At 27.4% G+C, this 19,296-nt stretch carries 19 protein-coding genes; 2 read left to right on the top strand and 17 right to left on the bottom strand.

The features are described from left to right. Positions 1–20: 20 nt before the first annotated feature. The 7 genes from ABVS04_RS07990 to aroB all read right to left on the bottom strand — a co-directional run bounded on the left by ABVS04_RS07990 (position 21) and on the right by aroB (position 8,542). Positions 21–1,484, bottom strand: coding sequence for a YfcC family protein (locus ABVS04_RS07990; protein WP_368030165.1), 1,464 nt, complete (start codon positions 1,482–1,484; stop codon positions 21–23). A 481-nt stretch (positions 1,485–1,965) separates the two neighbouring features. Beyond that, a complete protein-coding gene (gene mog / locus ABVS04_RS07985) occupies positions 1,966–2,505 on the bottom strand; it encodes a molybdopterin adenylyltransferase (protein ID WP_368030164.1) in 540 nt (179 codons plus the stop codon). Continuing rightward, entirely contained in the window at positions 2,502–3,020 is a 519-nt protein-coding gene (gene bioV / locus ABVS04_RS07980) for a pimelyl-ACP methyl ester esterase BioV (protein WP_368030163.1), read from the bottom strand. Before bioV ends, mog begins: the two co-directional genes overlap by 4 nt. Next, on the bottom strand, positions 3,007–4,491 hold the full coding sequence (locus ABVS04_RS07975; protein ID WP_368030162.1) for an AAA family ATPase: 1,485 nt from the start codon (positions 4,489–4,491) through the stop codon (positions 3,007–3,009). Before ABVS04_RS07975 ends, bioV begins: the two co-directional genes overlap by 14 nt. Next, on the bottom strand, positions 4,472–5,740 hold the full coding sequence (mtaB, locus tag ABVS04_RS07970; RefSeq protein ID WP_368030160.1) for a tRNA (N(6)-L-threonylcarbamoyladenosine(37)-C(2))-methylthiotransferase MtaB: 1,269 nt from the start codon (positions 5,738–5,740) through the stop codon (positions 4,472–4,474). Before mtaB ends, ABVS04_RS07975 begins: the two co-directional genes overlap by 20 nt. 17 nt (positions 5,741–5,757) lie before the next feature. Further along, entirely contained in the window at positions 5,758–7,506 is a 1,749-nt protein-coding gene (locus tag ABVS04_RS07965) for a mechanosensitive ion channel domain-containing protein (protein ID WP_368030159.1), read from the bottom strand. 1 nt (position 7,507) lies between these two features. Then, positions 7,508–8,542 carry a 3-dehydroquinate synthase gene (gene aroB, locus ABVS04_RS07960; protein ID WP_368030157.1) on the bottom strand — a complete coding sequence of 345 codons (1,035 nt, stop codon included), beginning with the start codon at positions 8,540–8,542 and terminating at the stop codon, positions 7,508–7,510. Positions 8,543–8,720: 178 nt separating this feature from the next. Between aroB and ABVS04_RS07955 the strand changes: the two genes are divergently transcribed. Then, positions 8,721–10,004: a DEAD/DEAH box helicase gene (locus ABVS04_RS07955; RefSeq protein ID WP_368030156.1), complete on the top strand. Its 1,284-nt coding sequence runs from the start codon at positions 8,721–8,723 to the stop codon at positions 10,002–10,004. 23 nt (positions 10,005–10,027) lie between these two features. On the opposite strand, the gene hemH is transcribed toward ABVS04_RS07955, so the two are convergent. The 9 genes from hemH to ABVS04_RS07910 all read right to left on the bottom strand — a co-directional run bounded on the left by hemH (position 10,028) and on the right by ABVS04_RS07910 (position 17,824). Then, entirely contained in the window at positions 10,028–10,957 is a 930-nt protein-coding gene (gene hemH / locus ABVS04_RS07950; protein ID WP_368030155.1) for a ferrochelatase, read from the bottom strand. 8 nt (positions 10,958–10,965) lie between these two features. Then, positions 10,966–11,412: a hypothetical protein gene (locus tag ABVS04_RS07945; RefSeq protein ID WP_368030154.1), complete on the bottom strand. Its 447-nt coding sequence runs from the start codon at positions 11,410–11,412 to the stop codon at positions 10,966–10,968. 90 nt (positions 11,413–11,502) lie between these two features. Then, the gene (locus ABVS04_RS07940) at positions 11,503–12,213 is read right to left on the bottom strand and encodes a LytR/AlgR family response regulator transcription factor (RefSeq protein WP_368030153.1); all 711 of its coding nucleotides are present in this window, start codon (positions 12,211–12,213) and stop codon (positions 11,503–11,505) included. Beyond that, the gene (locus ABVS04_RS07935) at positions 12,210–13,205 is read right to left on the bottom strand and encodes a sensor histidine kinase (RefSeq protein WP_368030152.1); all 996 of its coding nucleotides are present in this window, start codon (positions 13,203–13,205) and stop codon (positions 12,210–12,212) included. Before ABVS04_RS07935 ends, ABVS04_RS07940 begins: the two co-directional genes overlap by 4 nt. After that, on the bottom strand, positions 13,192–14,613 hold the full coding sequence (locus ABVS04_RS07930) for an NAD(P)-binding protein (protein WP_368030151.1): 1,422 nt from the start codon (positions 14,611–14,613) through the stop codon (positions 13,192–13,194). Before ABVS04_RS07930 ends, ABVS04_RS07935 begins: the two co-directional genes overlap by 14 nt. Continuing rightward, the gene (locus ABVS04_RS07925) at positions 14,600–15,952 is read right to left on the bottom strand and encodes a deoxyribodipyrimidine photo-lyase (protein ID WP_368030150.1); all 1,353 of its coding nucleotides are present in this window, start codon (positions 15,950–15,952) and stop codon (positions 14,600–14,602) included. The genes ABVS04_RS07930 and ABVS04_RS07925 overlap by 14 nt, the downstream gene beginning before the upstream one ends. After that, the gene (locus ABVS04_RS07920; protein ID WP_368030149.1) at positions 15,952–16,908 is read right to left on the bottom strand and encodes a YbgA family protein; all 957 of its coding nucleotides are present in this window, start codon (positions 16,906–16,908) and stop codon (positions 15,952–15,954) included. The genes ABVS04_RS07925 and ABVS04_RS07920 overlap by 1 nt, the downstream gene beginning before the upstream one ends. Before the next feature lie 74 nt (positions 16,909–16,982). Further along, complete coding sequence (locus tag ABVS04_RS07915) at positions 16,983–17,501, bottom strand: exonuclease domain-containing protein (RefSeq protein WP_368030148.1); 519 nt, start codon at positions 17,499–17,501, stop codon at positions 16,983–16,985. Next, on the bottom strand, positions 17,498–17,824 hold the full coding sequence (locus tag ABVS04_RS07910) for a DUF309 domain-containing protein (protein ID WP_368030147.1): 327 nt from the start codon (positions 17,822–17,824) through the stop codon (positions 17,498–17,500). The genes ABVS04_RS07915 and ABVS04_RS07910 overlap by 4 nt, the downstream gene beginning before the upstream one ends. A gap of 100 nt (positions 17,825–17,924) precedes the next feature. Here ABVS04_RS07910 and ABVS04_RS07905 point away from each other — a divergent pair, with 100 nt between their 5' ends. Further along, entirely contained in the window at positions 17,925–18,752 is an 828-nt protein-coding gene (locus tag ABVS04_RS07905; RefSeq protein ID WP_368030146.1) for a flagellin, read from the top strand. A gap of 34 nt (positions 18,753–18,786) precedes the next feature. On the opposite strand, the gene ABVS04_RS07900 is transcribed toward ABVS04_RS07905, so the two are convergent. Continuing rightward, positions 18,787–19,245 carry a glycine zipper 2TM domain-containing protein gene (locus tag ABVS04_RS07900; RefSeq protein ID WP_368030145.1) on the bottom strand — a complete coding sequence of 153 codons (459 nt, stop codon included), beginning with the start codon at positions 19,243–19,245 and terminating at the stop codon, positions 18,787–18,789. Between the last annotated feature and the right edge of the window lie 51 nt (positions 19,246–19,296).

Raw genomic sequence — 19,296 nt, 5'->3', positions numbered from 1 at the left:
TTTCTCCACTAATTTGATATTTAAATTATTACGCCAATACTTAATACCACCATAATTAAAAGTGATAAGATTAATAATAATGGCCAAACAAAAGCTAACCATTTTTCATAAGAAACTCTTCCTATTGCAAGACCTCCTACAACTACAGCAGAAGTTGGAGTAATTAGATTTACTATCCCACAAGCTGATTGGAAAGCAGTAACAACTAGATCTCTTCCAACAGATGAAAAATCTGCCAAGGGCGCCATAATAGGCATACTTAATACAGCAAGTCCAGAAGTTGAAGGAACAAAAAATGAAAGTAAAACTTCAATCCAATACATTACATTAATAAATACTACTGCAGAATAACCTTTTACAGCTTCAGCAGATGAATTCAAAATAGTATCTGTTATATGCCCAGCGTCCATAACAACAACAATTCCACGAGCAATTCCAATAATTAATGCAACTCCTAACAGATCACGTGCACCAGCAACAAAAGCATCACTAAAACCTTTTTCACCAACTCTACCGATAAAACCAATAACAATTGATGCACCAAGAAATAACATTGACATTTTATCCATCCACCAACCTTGAGAAGACACTCCCCAAATCATAATTATAAAAGTAAATAAAAATGCTATTAAAATAATTATTTGATTTGTTGTAAGTCGTGCATTAGAATCTGACATATTTTTAAGAAAGAAATCTTTATTACTTTCTTTTTGATGAGCTACTATTGATTTTGAAGGATTTTCACGCACTTTCTTAGCATAATACATAACATAAGCGGTACAAATCAACCAACCTAAGATAAGAATAACTAGACGTAAATCAAAGCCAGCGGTAAAAGAGATACCTGCTGCATCTGAAGCAATAATTGTTGAAAAAGGATTGATTGTAGATCCCAATACTCCAATTCCTGCACCAAGTAAGATAATAGCAACACCAGTTATTGCATCATATCCAGCTGCTATCATTATTGGAATGATAAGAATATAAAAAGCTAATGTTTCTTCAGCCATACCATAAGTTGTTCCTCCTATAGCAAACAAGCCCATCATTATAGGAATCATCCATATTTCATGACCCTTCATACTAGTCATTGCTCTTGATATACCAGTATTGATAGCACCTGTTGAATTAACTACACCTAAAAAACCACCAATAATCAGTACAAAAAGCGATACATCAATTGCATTTGCAAGACCTGAATCTGGATCATAAAAACCTTTTATTGGAGCCATTAACACATCAACTACACCTTGATGATTAGCATCAACCAACTTATATGTACCAGGAACAGGAACACTCTTACCTAAACTTTCATTATTAACTCTATCGTATTGACCTGCTGGAACAATCCAAGTAAGTACTGCCATAAATATAATTAGTCCAAAAAGTATGGTATATGCACTTGGGAATTTTGATTGTATTGTTTCCACTACACTTGACTTACCTTTAGGTTCTTGGGATGTTTTATTTGTTGAATTAAGCATGCATAAATCCTTTTTTTATTTTTCTTTAGGACTTTGATCGAACAAGAAATTGAATGAAAGACAAAATCCACAACTGCCTTTATTTGGTTTTCATAACTCTTTTATGAAACTAGTTTCTACTAATTTAATTTTATAGTATAATAACTTATTTTATACTTACGGCTTTAAAATTTAGCAAGATATACTTAAAGTATAATTTTTATAAAAATGGGAATTTATTGTAAATGGCTTATATTTTGTGGAAATTAATTGATAAAAAATAAGTAATTTTATAAAATTTTGTCTAACATTTTCTAAAAGGGGTATTTTCAATCTAATCAATGATATAAAATCTCTTGTAATTTTACATACAAAAGATAAAGTAGTAGAAATAACACAATTGAAGGTAGTAGCTCCTCCAATTGTTAAAACTTCATTTGTCCAAAAATTATAAAAGTATAATCAAAGATATTAAAGTAGAATTTTGAGTATTTAAAAACTTTTATTTTTGTTTAGGTCTAAAAGGTTTTATAACTTCTTCATTACAAACTAAATATGGTCCTTCCATTAAATCAATACAATATGGAATTGCAGGAAAAACAGCATCTAAGCACTCTCTTATTGATTTTGGTTTTCCAGGAAGATTTACTATTAGTGAACTTCCTCTAAGACCTGCTGTTTGTCGTGAAAGAATTGCCGTTGGCACAAACTTTAAAGACTCAGCTCGCATAAGCTCTCCAAAACCTGGCATCATTCTATCACATACAGCTTCTGTGGCTTCTGGCGTTACATCCCTTGCTGCTGGTCCTGTTCCACCTGTTGTTACAACTAAACAACATCCCACATTATCAACTAAGTCTTTCATAGTATCTTCAATAGTTTTTTGATCATCTTCAATACATCTATAAACAGGTTCCCAAGTTGATGTTAAATAGTCATTTAACGTATCAATAATCGCCTTACCTGATAAATCTTCATAAACTCCCTTACTAGCTCTATCTGATGCTGTAATAATTCCAATTTTTGCTATTTTTTCACTCATAATAAATGTCCTTTTTCTTTTATATAATATACTGTTGCAAACTTTTTAAAAAATTCTTGAGCTTTGGAAGCATCAATTATTTTATCATTTCCGCCTAAATAAACTTCTATTTTCACACCTTTATCTACAAGCTTTTGAAGTTTTTTCTGGCTCCATTCATAATAAAGAAGCTCTTGTAGTTCCTCTATTGCCCCTTGTTTAAAATATTTTGAAATATCTATATTTAAAGGATAAAGAACATTTGATAAAAAAGTTTGACAATAAGCATTTGCATCTTTTTTAAAATACATAACTTGGGTTCTTTTGAATTTTTCATTTTGAGTTTGAAAGAAAGCTGGAGAAAAGAGTTGAAGTTTATCAACTCTAATACTTGAATTTAAAACCTCTTCAAAAGCTTTTATAGCCCCATAAGAAAAGCCTGAAACTGTAAAATCATTTTGAATTATATAATCTTTAAATAATTCAGATTCTTCAAAAAAACAAAAACCTGAAAAATATTTTTTAGATATCTTCAAGTGTAATCACCTCATTTTTAAGCATTACATTTTTCAATCGATTTATTTCTTCTGCATTTTTTGATAATTCAGATCTTAAATCATTTTTAATATTTGTAAGAAGATCATCTACTGAATTTGCCATTTTATATTTATTTACTATCTCATTTGCTGTTTTTGATGCTGATTCTAAATCTTCATGATTTATTGCATATTTCTCTTTTTTGATTACTTCAACACCTATGAATCCTGCTAAATCTCTTTTGATATTTTCACATAACTCATGATATGAAGGATAAGTTGAATTTAACTTTTGAACACTCTCATCAAATAAAGCTACTTTTGTTTTAGAAATAAATGCCTTTGATGCTTGATAAATAGATAAAATTTCTTTTTGTTTCTCATCAAGTATTTTTATCTGTTTCTTACCAAATTCTAGTTTATTTTTTGCAATTATAATATCATCATTATCAAGAATTTTTTTATTATTTTTAATCATATTTAAAAGTGCTTCATTTATAAGAGTAGCAAGGGCTGCTGAGCTAAAGCCTGCTGTTTCATTAACTAATCTTTCAATATTTATTTCATGATTTTTATTGTTTAAATATAACTCTAAAATTTTTTTCCTATCATCAATATTTGGAAGTCCAACATGAACACGTCTATCAAATCGTCCTGCTCTTAAAAGTGCATCATCCAAAACTTCTATTTTATTAGTAGCTGCTATTACAATAACTCCACTATCCCCATCAAATCCATCCATTTGAGTTAGAAGTTCATTTAATGTTGATTCTCGCTCATCATTAGATTTTCCACTTCTAGCTTTTCCAACTGCATCAATTTCATCAATAAATATAATTGCAGGAGCACTCTGCTTTGCTTTTGCAAAAAGTTCTCGCACTTTTTTTGCTCCCATTCCAACATAAATGTGAACAAAACTTGCACCACTTTGATAGAAAAAAGGAACATCTGCTTCACCTGCAACTGCCCTTGCAATCAATGTTTTTCCAACACCTGGAGGTCCAACTAAAAGCACACCTTTTGGAAGTTTAATTCCAAATTCAAGATATTTTTTAGGATTATTTAAAAAATCAACAACTTCTTCAAGCTCTTCTTTTATCTCTTTTATTCCAGCAATATCTTTAAAGGTAATATTTGAAGTTACAGCTTGTATATTTGAATTCAAATCATCTTGTACTACTTTTGCTCGACTTTTTATAAGTTCCTTATCAAAAGCTGATTTTTCTTCTTTTTTATCTTTATTAAAAAAAGCTCTAACCTTGTCTTGTTTTACTTTTAATAATAAAGCTAAAAAAAGTAAAATAAATAAGAAAATAATTCCTATATAATAAGAACTTCCTTGAATATGTGAACTACTTTTATAAATAGTATAAATAAATAATATCAGTAAAACAACTGCTGACATAGCCATTAATTTAAAATTTTTATCTAAACTTTTTTCTAAATCTTTATTATTTGAATCTTGCGACATTTTTATCAGCCTTTACTTCATAATCATCTATAAAAACCCAATCTCCAACTAAATCTACAGGTGAATCAATCTCTATTTGATTAAAAAATTGATCAAAACCTATATATTTTCCATTTTTCTCTTGTTCTATTAAAATTTCTAAAGTTTTACTATTTGCTTTTCTAAAATCAAAGTTTTTTTGCTCAATTATTTTTGTAAGTTCATTGTATCTTATTTTTGCGATATCACCTTTGATTTCAGGTTTCATTGTTGCACTTGGCGTTCCATCTCTTTTTGAATAAGTGAATGCATGAATATGAGTTAAAGGAAATTTATGAAGATTTTCCATAGCTTCACGCCATAATTCATCTGTTTCACCTGGATGTCCAACTATAAAATCTGTTCCTAGGGCATAACCATTCCCTTTTAAAAACTCAAAAAGTTCTAAATCTGATAATACTTTATTTCTTCTATTCATAATTTTTAACATCTCTTTTGAAGTGTGTTGAAGTGCAATATGAAGATGTTTTGCCATAAATGGTTCATTTATAATTTCTTTGAATTCATCATCAATTTGAATAGGTTCAATACTTCCTAGTCTTATTCTTCTAACACCTTTGATTAAAGAGATTTTTTTAAGTAATTTTGCCATAGAAGTGTGTTGTTTTTTACCATAAGAGCCTACATTTGTTCCTGTTAGAATAAACTCTCCAAAACCATTAGCAGCAAGTGTTGTGATCTGCTCTAAAATTTTATCCTCGCTATAGCTTCGTGCATCACCTCTTACATAAGGAATAATACAATATGAACATCTAAAATCACAACCCTCTTGTACTTTTATAAAGGCCCTACTTTTACCAATAAACTCTTCAACTATTGTTTCATCAATATGAGTTAAATCTCCTGCTTGAAAGAATCTATTTTCATTTAATAAAAGCTCATTTATTTTCTCTTTTTCAGAATGACCAAATAATGAATCAACCTTGTCTTCTTTGAAAAGTGTTTCACCTTTAGTCCAAACTCCACAACCTGTAAATACAACCCTTGGGTCTTTTGGAAGTTTTTTTAATCCACTTATATAACCACGTGCAGTGCTATCTGCACTATTTGTAACTGTGCATGAGTTAATAACTACAACATCTGCTTTTGATTCATCTTGTGTTACTTCGAAATCTTTTAAATTACTCATCATAACTTGAGTATCAAATACGTTTGTTCTACAACCAAAAGTTTTAAAATATACCTTTGGTTTTTCTTTTGCAAAATTCATAAATATCTATTCCTAATCTATCTTTGTATTATTTCATCTTCTAAATCTTTTGGTTTTTCTCTTCTTTTTGAAGCAGGACCATAAGCATTATCTGTTCTGTTTATATTTATTTGTTGTGTTGGGTATGCTATATGAATATCATCTTCTTTCATAAATGCATCTAAAATCTCTGGACTTATAGTACTTCTTAAAACAAGTGCTGCATAAGAGTTTGTTAAATACCAAGATGAAATCACAATACCATGGGGCTCAACAAATGTGAATACTCTAGGCTCCACTCCTGTTGCTCGTAATTGATATTTATTTCTCATTTTAGATAACTGTTTTCTTGTAATATCTGTATAACCTTTTGAATAATGTTTTAATATCTCTCTAGCTAATCTTTGGGCTTTTTTATGGTTTGAATCAAAAGTAATAGCAATATCAATTCCATCCCAAACTGTTCTAAGCCCTGAATGTGTATAATTTGCTATTAACTCAGAGAATATATAGTTATTTGGAATAAAAAATATTCTTCCAGTTCTTCTATTTGTTGTATATGAAGTTAATGTAATATCTTCTCTAATTGTTATTTTAAATAATGAAATATCAAGAACATCTCCAACAGCTTCAACACCATTTCTATTTACTTTTATTCTATCTCCAACTTGAATAGATCCAGAAGTTACAATAACCATCCAACCAAAAATAGACATAAACCAATCTTTTAAAGCAATAGCAATACCCGCAGATGCAAATCCAAGGATTGTTACAAGATATGAAACATTATCAATATATGAAAAAAGTAAAACCATAATAATCAAAAAAACTAAAGTAAAATTGATTATCTTATTAGTCATATAATAATTTTCATTTTGAGAAAAATACTTTTTCAATGCAAGTTTTACAAGAAATGCGATAATTGATAAAACTACTATTATAATAAAAATTACAAGCATTTTTTGAATTTGTTGAGATATTTGATTTTTTATCTCTAAAATAACCTGTTCTAACTTTCGTGTATAAACTTCTTCAGTTGTAGTTACAATTTCAAGAACCATTGAAAAATCTTTTTTTTGCTTATCTAAAAAAGTAATTTTTTCTTTATATTCTGCTTTTTGATCAAGATTAAATAACTCTAGATATAAAACTAATTCTTCATCAAGTCTAATACTAAGATTATCTATTTCTTTATCCAATGTTTTAAATTGTTTTTTATTATCTTCTAATTTTTTAATATGAGATAAAGCATTTATAATTCCAAAAGGATTTGTTATATTTTCATATACTCCAATTTCAGGGGGATTAATAAGACCACCAATTGGTGAACCTTTATATTCATTTATTAATTCAAGCTCATTTTCTTTAACTCTAATTTTATTATGTAATTGATAAACCTGCTCTTCTGAAACATTGTTTTTTCTTTTTAAAGAATCTTTTAATGAAGCTAATTCAGCAGAAATCTTACTATATGAAACATAGTTTGAATATCTTTTTAACAAAATATTATCTTTTAATTCAAAATCAATTTTTGATATTTTTTCAAGCAAAATATTAATCTGTGCAATATTTTGCATATCTAATTCTTTTGTTTTTAGTTCTTGTAACTCTTGCTTTCTTTTTAATTCAAGCTCTTTTTGAGCTTCATCATATTTATCAGTTATAATTTTTTGTTCAATTTGTTTAACTTCTGCTTTATCTTTTTTATCAAGAACAATTGAAGCTACTTCTTCTTCTGCAAAAACAAAACAAGAGAACAATACTAAAATTAATATTTTTTTAATCAATTTAAAAACCTTTTAATATATCAATAACATCATTTTTTGTAACTTCATTAGTGATTTTACAATCCCCTAATCCTATTGGAAGAATAAATTTTATTTTATTATCCAGTGACTTTTTATCTAAGAAAAAATGCTCATAAAAATCTTCAACATCTTTAATTTTGTAAGTTGTTGGAATATCATATTTTTCTAATAAATTTTTTACTCTTAACTCTTCATTTTTACTCATAAGTCCAATTTTTACAGCTAATGCATTTGCCATACACATACCAATTCCAACAGCCTCGCCATGTAAATAAGTATTGTAGTTTGTTTCATTTTCTATTACATGCCCAAAAGTATGCCCATAATTAAGTGCAGCTCTAATTCCTAACTCTTTTTCATCTTGAGAAACAACATTTGCTTTTGTTTGTACAGATTTTGCAATTGCTAATCTAATGTTTTTTTCATCATTTAAATTGTTTTGTTCAAGCCATTCAAAAAAATCTTTATCAAAAGTAACTGCCATTTTAACTATTTCAGCAACTCCCGCTCCAAACTCTCTTTTTGGAAGAGTTTTAAGCATTGAAGGGTCAATATAAACAGCAATTGGTTGATGAAAAGCACCTATTAGATTTTTTCCAAATTTATTATTTATTCCTGTTTTTCCACCAACACTTGCATCAACTTGTGAAAGTAAAGTTGTTGGAATTTGTACAAAATCAATACCTCTTTGATAAATTGAAGCAGCAAAACCTGTCATATCTCCAATAACACCACCACCAAAAGCGACAAGCAATGATTTTCTATCAAGTCTTTGAGTAAAACAATGAGCTAAAATATTCTCAATAGTTTCCATATGCTTATACTCTTCACCATCTGGAATAGTACAAACACTAAGCTCTTTAGCTTTTAATTTTGATTTTAAATAATCTAAATGAAATCCACTAACAGTTGGATTTGTGACAATTACAACTTTTCTATCAAAGTAAATATCATTTAGTTCATCTATAAAAATTTCATAAGATTTATCGTGTGGCAAAGTAATTTTAACAGTCATTTTTATTTATCCAAATATTTATTTAATTAGTTTTCTATATTATCTAAAAAAAACTAAAAATAGATTAAAAGCCCTCGTAATAAGGGCTAAAAACAATAATATTATATTCTAATTAAAATTTAGATACAATAGTTAAAAATTAAGATTAAAAGGAAATATTATTAAAACTTTTACATCAATGAACTTAGATGAAAAAATCATAAGTGCACTAAAAGATTTAGATTATGAAGAAGCTACGGAAATACAAAAAAAAGCTATTCCAATTGCTTTAAAAAAAAGAGATATATTAGCAGCTGCTCAAAGTGGTACAGGTAAAACTGCTGCATTTTTGTTACCAATTTTAACAGAGCTATTAGAAACAAAACAAACAAAAACTATTCTTAGAACTTTAATTTTAGTTCCAACAAGAGAATTAGCAACTCAAATATCAAAAGCTGTTGAAGATTTTTCTAAATATATGGAAGTTTCATCGCTTGCTATGGTTGGTGGAGTTTCTACAAAAGATCAAGAGAAAAAAATTGCAAAAGGTATTGATATTTTAGTTGCAACATCAGGAAGATTGATGGAACATCTAAAAAATGGAACAGTTGATTTATCAAGTGTAACAACTGTAGTTATTGACGAAGTTGATACAATGCTTGATATGGGATTTTTAGAAGATATTGAAAAAATTCTTCCAAATGTAGGTCCTAAAAGACAAATTATGATGTTTTCTGCAACTATGAATCAAAATGTAAAAAAACTTGCAAAAGAATTTTTAAAAGATCCAGTTGTAATAGAAGTTGCTCAACAAAGATCAGCTGTAAAAATCATTGATCAACAGATTGTTTTAGTTGATGAAGCAAATAAAGCAGCAGCACTTTCATATATCATTGGTTCAAACAATTATTCACAAGTTTTAGTATTTGTAAATATGAAAATAGAAGCTGATACTTTAGTAGAGCACTTAGAATTAGATGGATTAACAGCGGGTTGTATTCATGGTGATGTTAGGCAAACAGCTCGTGCTAAAGTTATGAGAAAATTTAAATCAGGTGATATTAGAGTTTTAGTAGCAACTGATATTGCAGCAAGAGGAATAGATATTCAACTCCTTCCTATTGTTGTAAACTATGCTTTACCTGAAACAACGGCTGATTATACCCATAGAATTGGAAGAACAGGAAGAGCTGGGAATCCAGGAATTGCTCTTACTCTTTTAAGCGTAAAAGATTATAAAATGATGATAGAAATCGAAAAAGATTTAATTATAAATATTCCTAGACGTGAAATTGAAGGATTTGAAGCAACTGAAAAGAAACCAAGACTTTTTAAAGCTAGACCCAAACAACTAAGTGTAAAAATGGCTGAAGCTAAAAAAGCTGCAAAAAAATCAGGTTTTGCTAAAAATACAATAGAAAAAACAACTAAAAAGAAAAAAACAACTAAAAGAGATACAAATAGAAGTTTTGCTAAAAAGTAAGAGAAGCTAAGGCTTCTCTTTAACTATTTCATTCCCTCATAAATTTCTTTTATGGCATCCATAAAAAACCTATGATGATTTGGAGTTTTAGCTACTCTATAATCTGTTATTCCAAGCTCTTGTGCAACTTCTAAATACTCCATATCAAGTTCATATTCTGTTTCAGAATTATCCACAGTAAAAGATATTGGATATATAATTACCTTTGATTTAATCTCTTTTAACTTATCCTCCATATAAGGTCTTAACCATTCCATTGGTCCTAGTCTTGATTGATAAGCAACATGTATTTTTTTAAAAGAAATATTTTGTTCTTCTAACTCTTTTTTTGCAAATTCAACGTTTGCTAAAATATGTTTTTGGTATAAATCACCTTTGTTTATTATTCTTTGAGTTAATCCATGGGCTGAGAATATTAATTCGAATTCTTGTGAGTTTTCGCCTTTTAAAGCTTCCTTAATTCGCTCAACTATTGCTTTGTTATAAAGTTTATTATCATAATAAGAGTCTATTGTTTTTATTTTTTTATCTAAATTATATTTTTTAGCAATTTTTATAAAATCTTCAATTGATGATTTTGTTGTTGTACTTGAATAATGTGGATACATAGGAATAGCATATATTTCATCATAGTTTACAAGTTTTGGCATAATATCACTTGCAAATGGAGGTGTATATCTCATCTCATAAAATACATCTGCATCAAGTTCTTTATTTAACCTTCTTACAAGTCTTTTCGTGTGCCCAACAATCGGAGACATTCCACCTAATTTATGGTAGTTTTCTTGGGATTCTTTTAATCTTTTCGTAATTATTATTTGACCAATCATCGCTCTTATTGGCTGAGGAGCTCCAATTATATATTTATCATTGAACATATTTCTTAAAAAAACTTTTACTTCACCAATATTATTTGGCCCACCCATGTTCATTAAAACTACTGCTCTTTTCAAAATTTCTCCTATTTTTTTTCTAAAATTTCTTTTGTAATTTTATGTCTGAAATCAAACATCTTTTGTAAATCTTTCATAACAAAACCTTCAAGTAATTTTCCTAATACCCCAAAAGGCATTTTAAAAGTTATTACGTCTTTTAATTCACTCATATTCCCATGTTTTATAAATATATGTTTGTGTTCCCAAAAAGCAAATGGTGATTTTAATGCGATATCAACTAATAAATTTGGACTATCAATTTTTTCTATTTTCACTTCCCAATTCATTGGTATAAAATATTTAGTACTTTTTATTTTCAATATTTGTGATTTAACAGGTTTAAAATCTTTTGTAAGCAGTTCCACTTTAGTATCAGGGGGAGTAATAAAGCTTAGATTATTTGTGTCTAAGTGAAAATCAAAAAGAGATTTTGTATCACAGTTAATATATGAACTTTTAATAAATGTTTGCATTTTTTCTCCTTGTACTAATATTTTATACAAAGAGAGTTTACAAGAAAGGATGTGTATTTAGTAGGTGTTTTTTGTCTGTTTATAAATTTATCATAAGCTTCTTCGTTCTATGTACTCACGGAAATCTTTTGCTCCATCTTTTGAACTAGTTATGACTTCCGTTATTCCGTCAAAAGATATTTGAAGTTTTGATTGCTCTACACTTCTCATTGATTTTATTTTGTCCACATTAACTATATAAGATCTATGAATTCTAAAGAAATTTCTATCAGATAACAAGGTTTCTAAATCTCCTATTTTTCTTCTTACATAAGCATCTGCTTCTTTTATTTTTATTATTACTTCATCTAAATCAGCTTTTATATAATAAATATCATTTATATCAATAAGATATAGTTTATCACCTCTTTTACCTAAAATCTTTTTAGATTCATCGTTTGAAGTAACTTTGAAAGATTTGATTTTATCTAATATATTTTTTATATCAATTGACTCAATAGGCTTCATCAAATATCCCATTCCACCATTTTTAAAAGCTTCTAAAGCAAACTCTTCATAGGCTGTTTGAAATACAATAAAAGTTTTTGGCTCTATTTGAATAATAGAATCAGCAAGTTCTAAACCTGTTATATTTGGCATTGAAATATCTAAAAAAACAACATCAAATTTTGTTTTTGTTATCTCTTTTAAAGCTTCAACTGGATTATCAAAAGCAGTGATATCCTCCACTCCATTTTCGTTTAATAATCTTTGTAGCCTACTTAAAGCTAACTTCTCATCATCTACTATCATTACTTTCATTTTTTATCCTTTAATTCTATTATAAATTGCATTTTATCCTCTAAAATATTATAAGATAAATCACCAACATTTTGAATTTCTAATCTTTTTTGCAAGTTTGTTAAACCTGTTCCAAAATTTACAATATGAGCAATTTTTCCATCATTTTGTACTACTATTTTATCTTTTGAAAATTTTATATCAATATTTAAAATTTTTCCTAAATATCCATGTTTTATAGCATTTTCAACAAGTAATTGAATTGAAAACTTAGGTATTTTTATATTTTTAAAATCACTATAATCAGCAACATTTAAAACAATTTTCTCATCAAATCTAATATTTTCTATATTAACATAGGTTTTTACCATTGAAACTTCTGTTTCAAGTGTTATTAAACTCTCTTTATTTATTGCGTTTCTTAAAAATTTAGAGATATGTAGTATAGCTGTTTCTGCTTTTTTTTGATCTTGATAAACTAATTCAGATACTGAATTTAAAGCATTAAATAAAAAATGAGGATTAAGCTCATTTTCCAAAGCTTTTAATTTTGTCTCTAAAATCTGATTTTTTATAGATTCATTCTTGTACTTCATAGAGATAAATTGATGCAAAATCAAACCTACTAAAAAAGTCAAAAATCCAATAGTAATAGAAATATAGATCCAAAATGATGAAAGAATATAAATAATTTTAAAATCACCAAAAGAAAAAAGAAGAAAAGAGAAAGAAAAACCTAAAAAACCTGATAAAAATGAAAAGATAAAACTAATCAAATACCAAAATTTCTGCTTTACTTTTGGAAGAATAAATTTATTTGAAATTGTAATTAAAAAAAATGCAAATAAAGAGATAAAAATAGCACTAGCTGTACTAAAAACAATAGTAGAAATATTTTGTAAATCATAACTCAAAAAATAAAAACATAAAGAAATAAAAAATCCAAAAAATGCACCAATAATAGTAATATAAATCCAATCTTTTGATGTGATTTTTAATTCAACGCTTTGCATTTAATTCCTTGTTTAAAACATTAACTCCAATAGCAATTCCAGGCCATCCTTGTCCTGCAAAAACTGTATCACCTACATTATATAATCCCTCAAATGGCGTATTACAACTAGGTAAACTGAAGGCTGATTTTATATTTATTGGTTTTCCGCCACAGTTTGTTCTATTTATAAAAGAGTAAAAAGTTTTAGAAGTTCCTGCGAAACTTCTTGTGATATCTTTTTCTTTGATAGTATCGAAATATTTTAAAAATTCTTTTATTATAAACTCTTTTGTTTGCTCTTTTTTTTCTTCATACTCATCTTTTGTCAAACCTTCCCAAAAAATTGCTTTTGAGTGAGTTGAGAGGGTAAGACTTAATCCATTTTTTGACATTTTTTCATCATTTACATCACTAAAAGAGATAAAAAATGAGTTAGATATACAATTTGGGATTTGTTCTTTTAAAACTATTTGATAGTGATGTATAAACTCTTTTTTGATATTTAACTTTATATAAACAACAAAAGCACTTTGGTCACCAAATTTAAACTTTTGAAAATATGATTTTATTTTTTCATCTTCAAAAAGTTTTGAACTATCAAAAATAGTTGAATTGAGAACTACTTTATTACATAAATATTTATCTTTTGTGGTTTTTAAAATATATTGCTTATCATTTTTTTGTATTGATATTACTTGTTCATTTTTATTAACTTTTACATCTTTTAATAAATCTTCAATTAGTTTTCCCATTCCACCATTTACATAAAAAACCTTATGAAAAGGATATGCTAAACCTAAACTCATAGATAAAAGTGTTGCATTATTTGATGTAGTTTGAAGAGTTATTAAAAGTTGTGAATCAATAAAAGCTTTGTATTCAGCACTTATATTTGGCAAAGTATCATTTATAAATTTATCTGCACTTATAAGTAAATCTGTTTTAAACTCTTTTAAAAGCTCAAGAATAAAGATTAATGATTTTAAAAAAGCTTTTATAGAATATTTTGCAAAATAGATATGTTTTAATTTCCAAAATTTTTCATCAATCTCTTTTATTTTAGTCCAAAAAGTTCTATTATTTTTATGATAATAAACATTGTTTAATTTGGTTAAAAACTCTTCAAAATTTTGAACTCTATCTACTTTTTTATCGCCTTGAATATTTCTAATAGCAATTTCACTTTGTAAAATATCAGGTTTTAAACCAACTTTATCAAAAATATTTTTTATAATATGACCATTTTCGTATCCCACAAAAGTTGTTGCTCCCGTGTTAAAATGAGCCCCAAATCTTTTAAAAGTAGAAGCACAACCCCCAAGATTGTGGTCTTTTTCAAAAACTACAATGTCTTTGTTTTTATTAAGTGCTGCAATTAAAGAGCCACCTATTCCACTTCCAATAATGGCTATATCAATTTTTTTCATTATTAGCTCTTTTAAACTCAAGAATTGCTCTTTTTCTTGAAAATTCAATACTTACTATTTGAGCTGGATAATCTAAAAAGATATTTGATTGAACACCATTTTCACTATGAATTTGTTTTAATGGTACATCTTTTAACTCTTTTAAAACAGATTTTATAAAAATAGCTTCCTTATCAAATTTTGCTGATTGTAAATATGGATTAAATATTCTAAAATATGGCACGCTATCAGCTCCTGTACTAGCAGCCCACTGCCAAGAACCTATATTTGAACTTGCTTCATAATCAAGAAGTTTAGAAGCAAAATATCTTTCACCTTTTTTCCAATCAACAAGTAAGTTTTTTGTTAAATATGATGAAACAATCATTCTTAAACGATTATGCATGGTTCCTGTTTGATTAAAGTATTGCATAGCTGCATCAATTATTGGAACACCTGTTTTTCCTTCACACCATTTTTGAAAAACTTCTTCATCTTCATTCCAATTTACATCTATACCATTTAAGTTTTCAAACTCACTTCTTGGAAAATGAAACAGAATATAGTTATAAAATTCTCTCCAAAAAAGCTCTCTAATAAAAAATTCTTTATTTTCATTTCTAGCTTTTAAGCCTTTTATTTTGTTAAAAACTTGTCGTGGAGAGATTAATCCAAATCTTAGATGAACAGCCAGATTTGAAGTTGCATTTTTATCAAAAAAATCCCTATCAACTTTATAATTTTCTATTTTTTGCTCAAACTCTTTTAGTAATTCATCTGCACTTTTTTCTAAAAAATCAGGCAATTTTTGAGCAGTAAAATTCATTTCTTCTAAAGCAGGAATAAACTTATAATCAAAAGAGATTAGTTTTAAATTTTCATTTGCTTTAAACTCTTCAAGCCTATATGAGTCCCAAATAAAGCTTAGATTTTTATAATATGGAGTAAAGACTTTATAAGGGGTCCCATCAGCTTTTAGACAATCATTTGGATGTGTAATAAATGAATCTGTAAAAGTTTGCATTGGGATAATTTTTGAAATTTCATCATCTCTTTTTTTAGCATAATCATCAAAATCAATTGAACATAAAATATTTTCAAAACCTTCATTTTTTAGCTTTGAAAATACCTCTTTAGGAGTTGAATAAAATATTGCTAAATCTAGCCCTATTTCTTTCAACTGTTTTTTTAAATTTAAAACACTTTTATAAATAAATGTTACTCTTTTATCATCTTTAGAAAGTAGATTTAAAATATTTTTATCAAAAATAAAAATAGGCAATACTTCATCTTTCACATATTGCAAAATTGCACTATCTGTGATTCTTAAATCTCTTCTAAACCATAAAACTTGTTTCATTATTTATAAGCCTTAATATCACTTCTTAAAGCTAATTCACTTGGATATGGATTTAAAAATTTCTGAACTTTTAAGTACTGAACATCAAATCTATTTACATATAAATTTATTAGTTTCATAACAGCAATTAGTGGAATAATTTTTTCTTTGTATTCCTCTAAACTAGCTAAAATAATATCTTTTTCTTCTTTTGTTATTAGTTTTTTAAAATATCCAAAAATATGAAGTAAAACATTATAAGTTTTACTTACACTTCCTTTTAGAGCAATTGCTTTTAAAAACTCTTCCTTATACTCTTCTAGAACTTCGCCAAGTTGTTTTTTATCATGATTTGCAACTATTTTTCCAAGGCTATTATAAGATTTTTGAGCTTTTGCATAAATCAAATATTTATATGAAGTATGAAATATTACAAGATCACTAAAACTTGGATTTGATTTTAAAAATTCATGGAAATGTTGATATGCAAAAATTTGCATTAAGAAGTTTTCTCTAAGCCAAGGGTCAATTAATCTACCCTCCTCTTCAACAGGTAAATATGGATATTTTTCTTTAATTTGTTTTGCAAATAATCCTACTCCATTCTTTACGCTTGGTGAATTAAAAGGTTTATAAACTTTTACTCTTTCCATTCCACATGTTGGAGATGCTGATTTTAAAATAAAGCCACAAATATCATTATCTTTAATTTTATTCGCACATTCAATTGATATATCTTCTAGTTCTTTAGTTACATCTTTAGGATTTTTTGTTGAAGTTACAACCTTTAGTTGACCATTTTCATCTTGAATTTGTCTAATAGCCTCTCTTGGACTTCCCCAAATTATAGTTTCAGGACAATAAGGAACTGTATCAAAATATTTTTGTAAAATGTCAACTATAAATTTATCACTTGCCCCAACTCCGTCATATCTACATTTCGTTCCAATTAAGCAAGATGATACACCTAGTTTCATTTTTTATCCTTTTTTTATTTTATTTTATAATAAAAAAAATAGTTTTCGTAGTGTTTATTTGACTGTTTATATCCTTATGGCAGTTTAAAATTCATTCTTTTTAAGATTTCATAGGTTTTTGTCACATCATAAGTTGCACTATGATATTTATCCCCATCAAATTCTATTCCATAATACTGGCAAGTTTCATCTAATTTTGGGTTTTTTAGTCTTCCACTTTTCCCATATACTTTTACTATATTTTTATTTTCACTCATAGTACAAATGTGATTTTTAAAAGTAACTTTTCTATCTATATGTCTTAATTCAAAAGAAATATTATGAGCTACCAAAGTATCACTGTTTGAACAAAATTCTAAAAAATCATCATCTTCAGTAAAATAAGAACAATATGATTTATCTTTTCTATAATCAAGTATTAATTCAGGAGTAAGTCTATGAACTGCATATGAAAAATAATTCACTGGATATCTTGATAAATAATATCTATGGAATTTATCTAAGATTTTATAATCTTTGTCAATTCTAACCGCTGCTACTTCTATTACATCGCCTATATTACTGCTATTTGTTTCAAAATCTATTATTATCATTTTATATACTTTTCTCTTTTTTCATAAATTATCTCTTTTATTTCTTGATAATTTTTTTTATTTAAACTATCTATTTCATCTATTAAATATTCATATTTTTTATAAGTATTCCAAACATTTAAAGAGTGCTCAAATCTTTGCATTTTGTATAATTCTATGCTCACACTGCCGTTTACAAAAGCTTTTAAGATAAAAGATTCTTCTCTTGTTGATTCATCTTTTTTATAATCTCGCCAAAGCTCTTCAAAAACATCATGTGCTTCTACAAATTTATTTTGATTTAATAAGAGAATAATTTGTTCCAATTCTAAATTTATATTCATTTAAAGCCTATTTTTATTTAAAATATTATATCAAAAACTTAATAATGATTTAATCTAAGTAGTACTAATATAAAGTATATAATATTAAAAGGAGTATGTTATGGAAATAAGTTCAAATTCTACAATAAATCAGAATCTTTATTTAAATAATAATCAAACCCTAAATAGAATAGCAACAGGTATAGAATTAAATCAAGCGAGTAATGATTCTTCAAGCTTAGCTATTGCAAATAATTTATTAGCTCAATCAAGTGGCTATTCACAAGCTATTGAAAATACAAATTCTGCGATAGCATCAACACAAATAGCCTCAAGTGCAATAAATGAACAATCAAGTATATTAGATAATATTAAAGAAAAACTTCTCCAAGCATCAACAGACACAACAAGTCAAGATGGAAGAGAAATGATTTTAAAAGATATTAAATCTCAACTTGATCAATTTAATCAAATTGCCAGTAATACAAATTATAATGGACAATCATTACTTCAAAATAGTGCTAACGATAGTTCATCATCTCAAGCACAACAGTATCAATCTGGATTAAATAGTGATAACTTAATAGAAAGTTCTTCTGTTCAATCAAATACACAAGGTTTAGGATTATCAGCTCTTTCATCTCAAGATGCTACTTCATTTACTTCAAGTGCAGCAAAAGGATTCTTACAAAGTGTTGATAATGCAATAAATAGTTTAAATGATATAAGAAGTGAATTTGCATCAGTTCAAAACCAACTAGAAAGTTCAAGTAGAAATTTGATGTCACAAGAAGTAGGTACTTTAAGCGCTGCTTCAGTATTTGATACAGATTATGCAAAAGAATCTGCTAATTTTTCAAAACAAAATATTATGGGACAAATTGGAGCCTTTAGTTTAGCTCAAGGAAATAATATAAATCAACAAATGGTAACTAGACTTCTTTCATAAAATTATAATAAATCTAAACGTTAGACAAAGGGGTCTAACGTCTTGGACCATGATGCCAATCCCATCTCTCTGGACCTGGACCTCTAGGATAATATACTCTTTCTCTTATAATTCTTGGTGGTGGCGGTCTATCAAAATCTCTATAAACAACTACAACTTGTGACTCTATTGGTCTTCTATTATAATAATATCCATCATCATAGTAGCTATCTCTTACATAAGTTGTAGTTCTTTCATAACCATTGTTACTATATGAGTTGTAATTATTATCATAGCTATTATAATTTCTAGAATCACGTGTACTATTTGCAACTGTTGCGCCAATTAACCCACCTGCTACTCTAGCTACGTCTTTTCCAGTACCTCTACCAATTTGATTACCTATTACTACACCTACTGTTGCACCAACTAGTGTATCTAATCCTATATCATTATTATTTCCAGCAAAAACTAGTGAACTTGATATAAAAAGTATTGATAATATTTTCTTCATTTTTGACTCCTAATAATTTATTAACTAAGAAAAGTATATGCCAATATTGTG

The sequence above is a fragment of the Arcobacter sp. s6 genome (genome assembly GCF_040884245.1).
Lineage (GTDB): Bacteria > Campylobacterota > Campylobacteria > Campylobacterales > Arcobacteraceae > Aliarcobacter.
The sequence above is the reverse complement of the archived record's forward strand: the minus strand, read 5'-3'. Positions and strand labels throughout refer to the sequence as shown.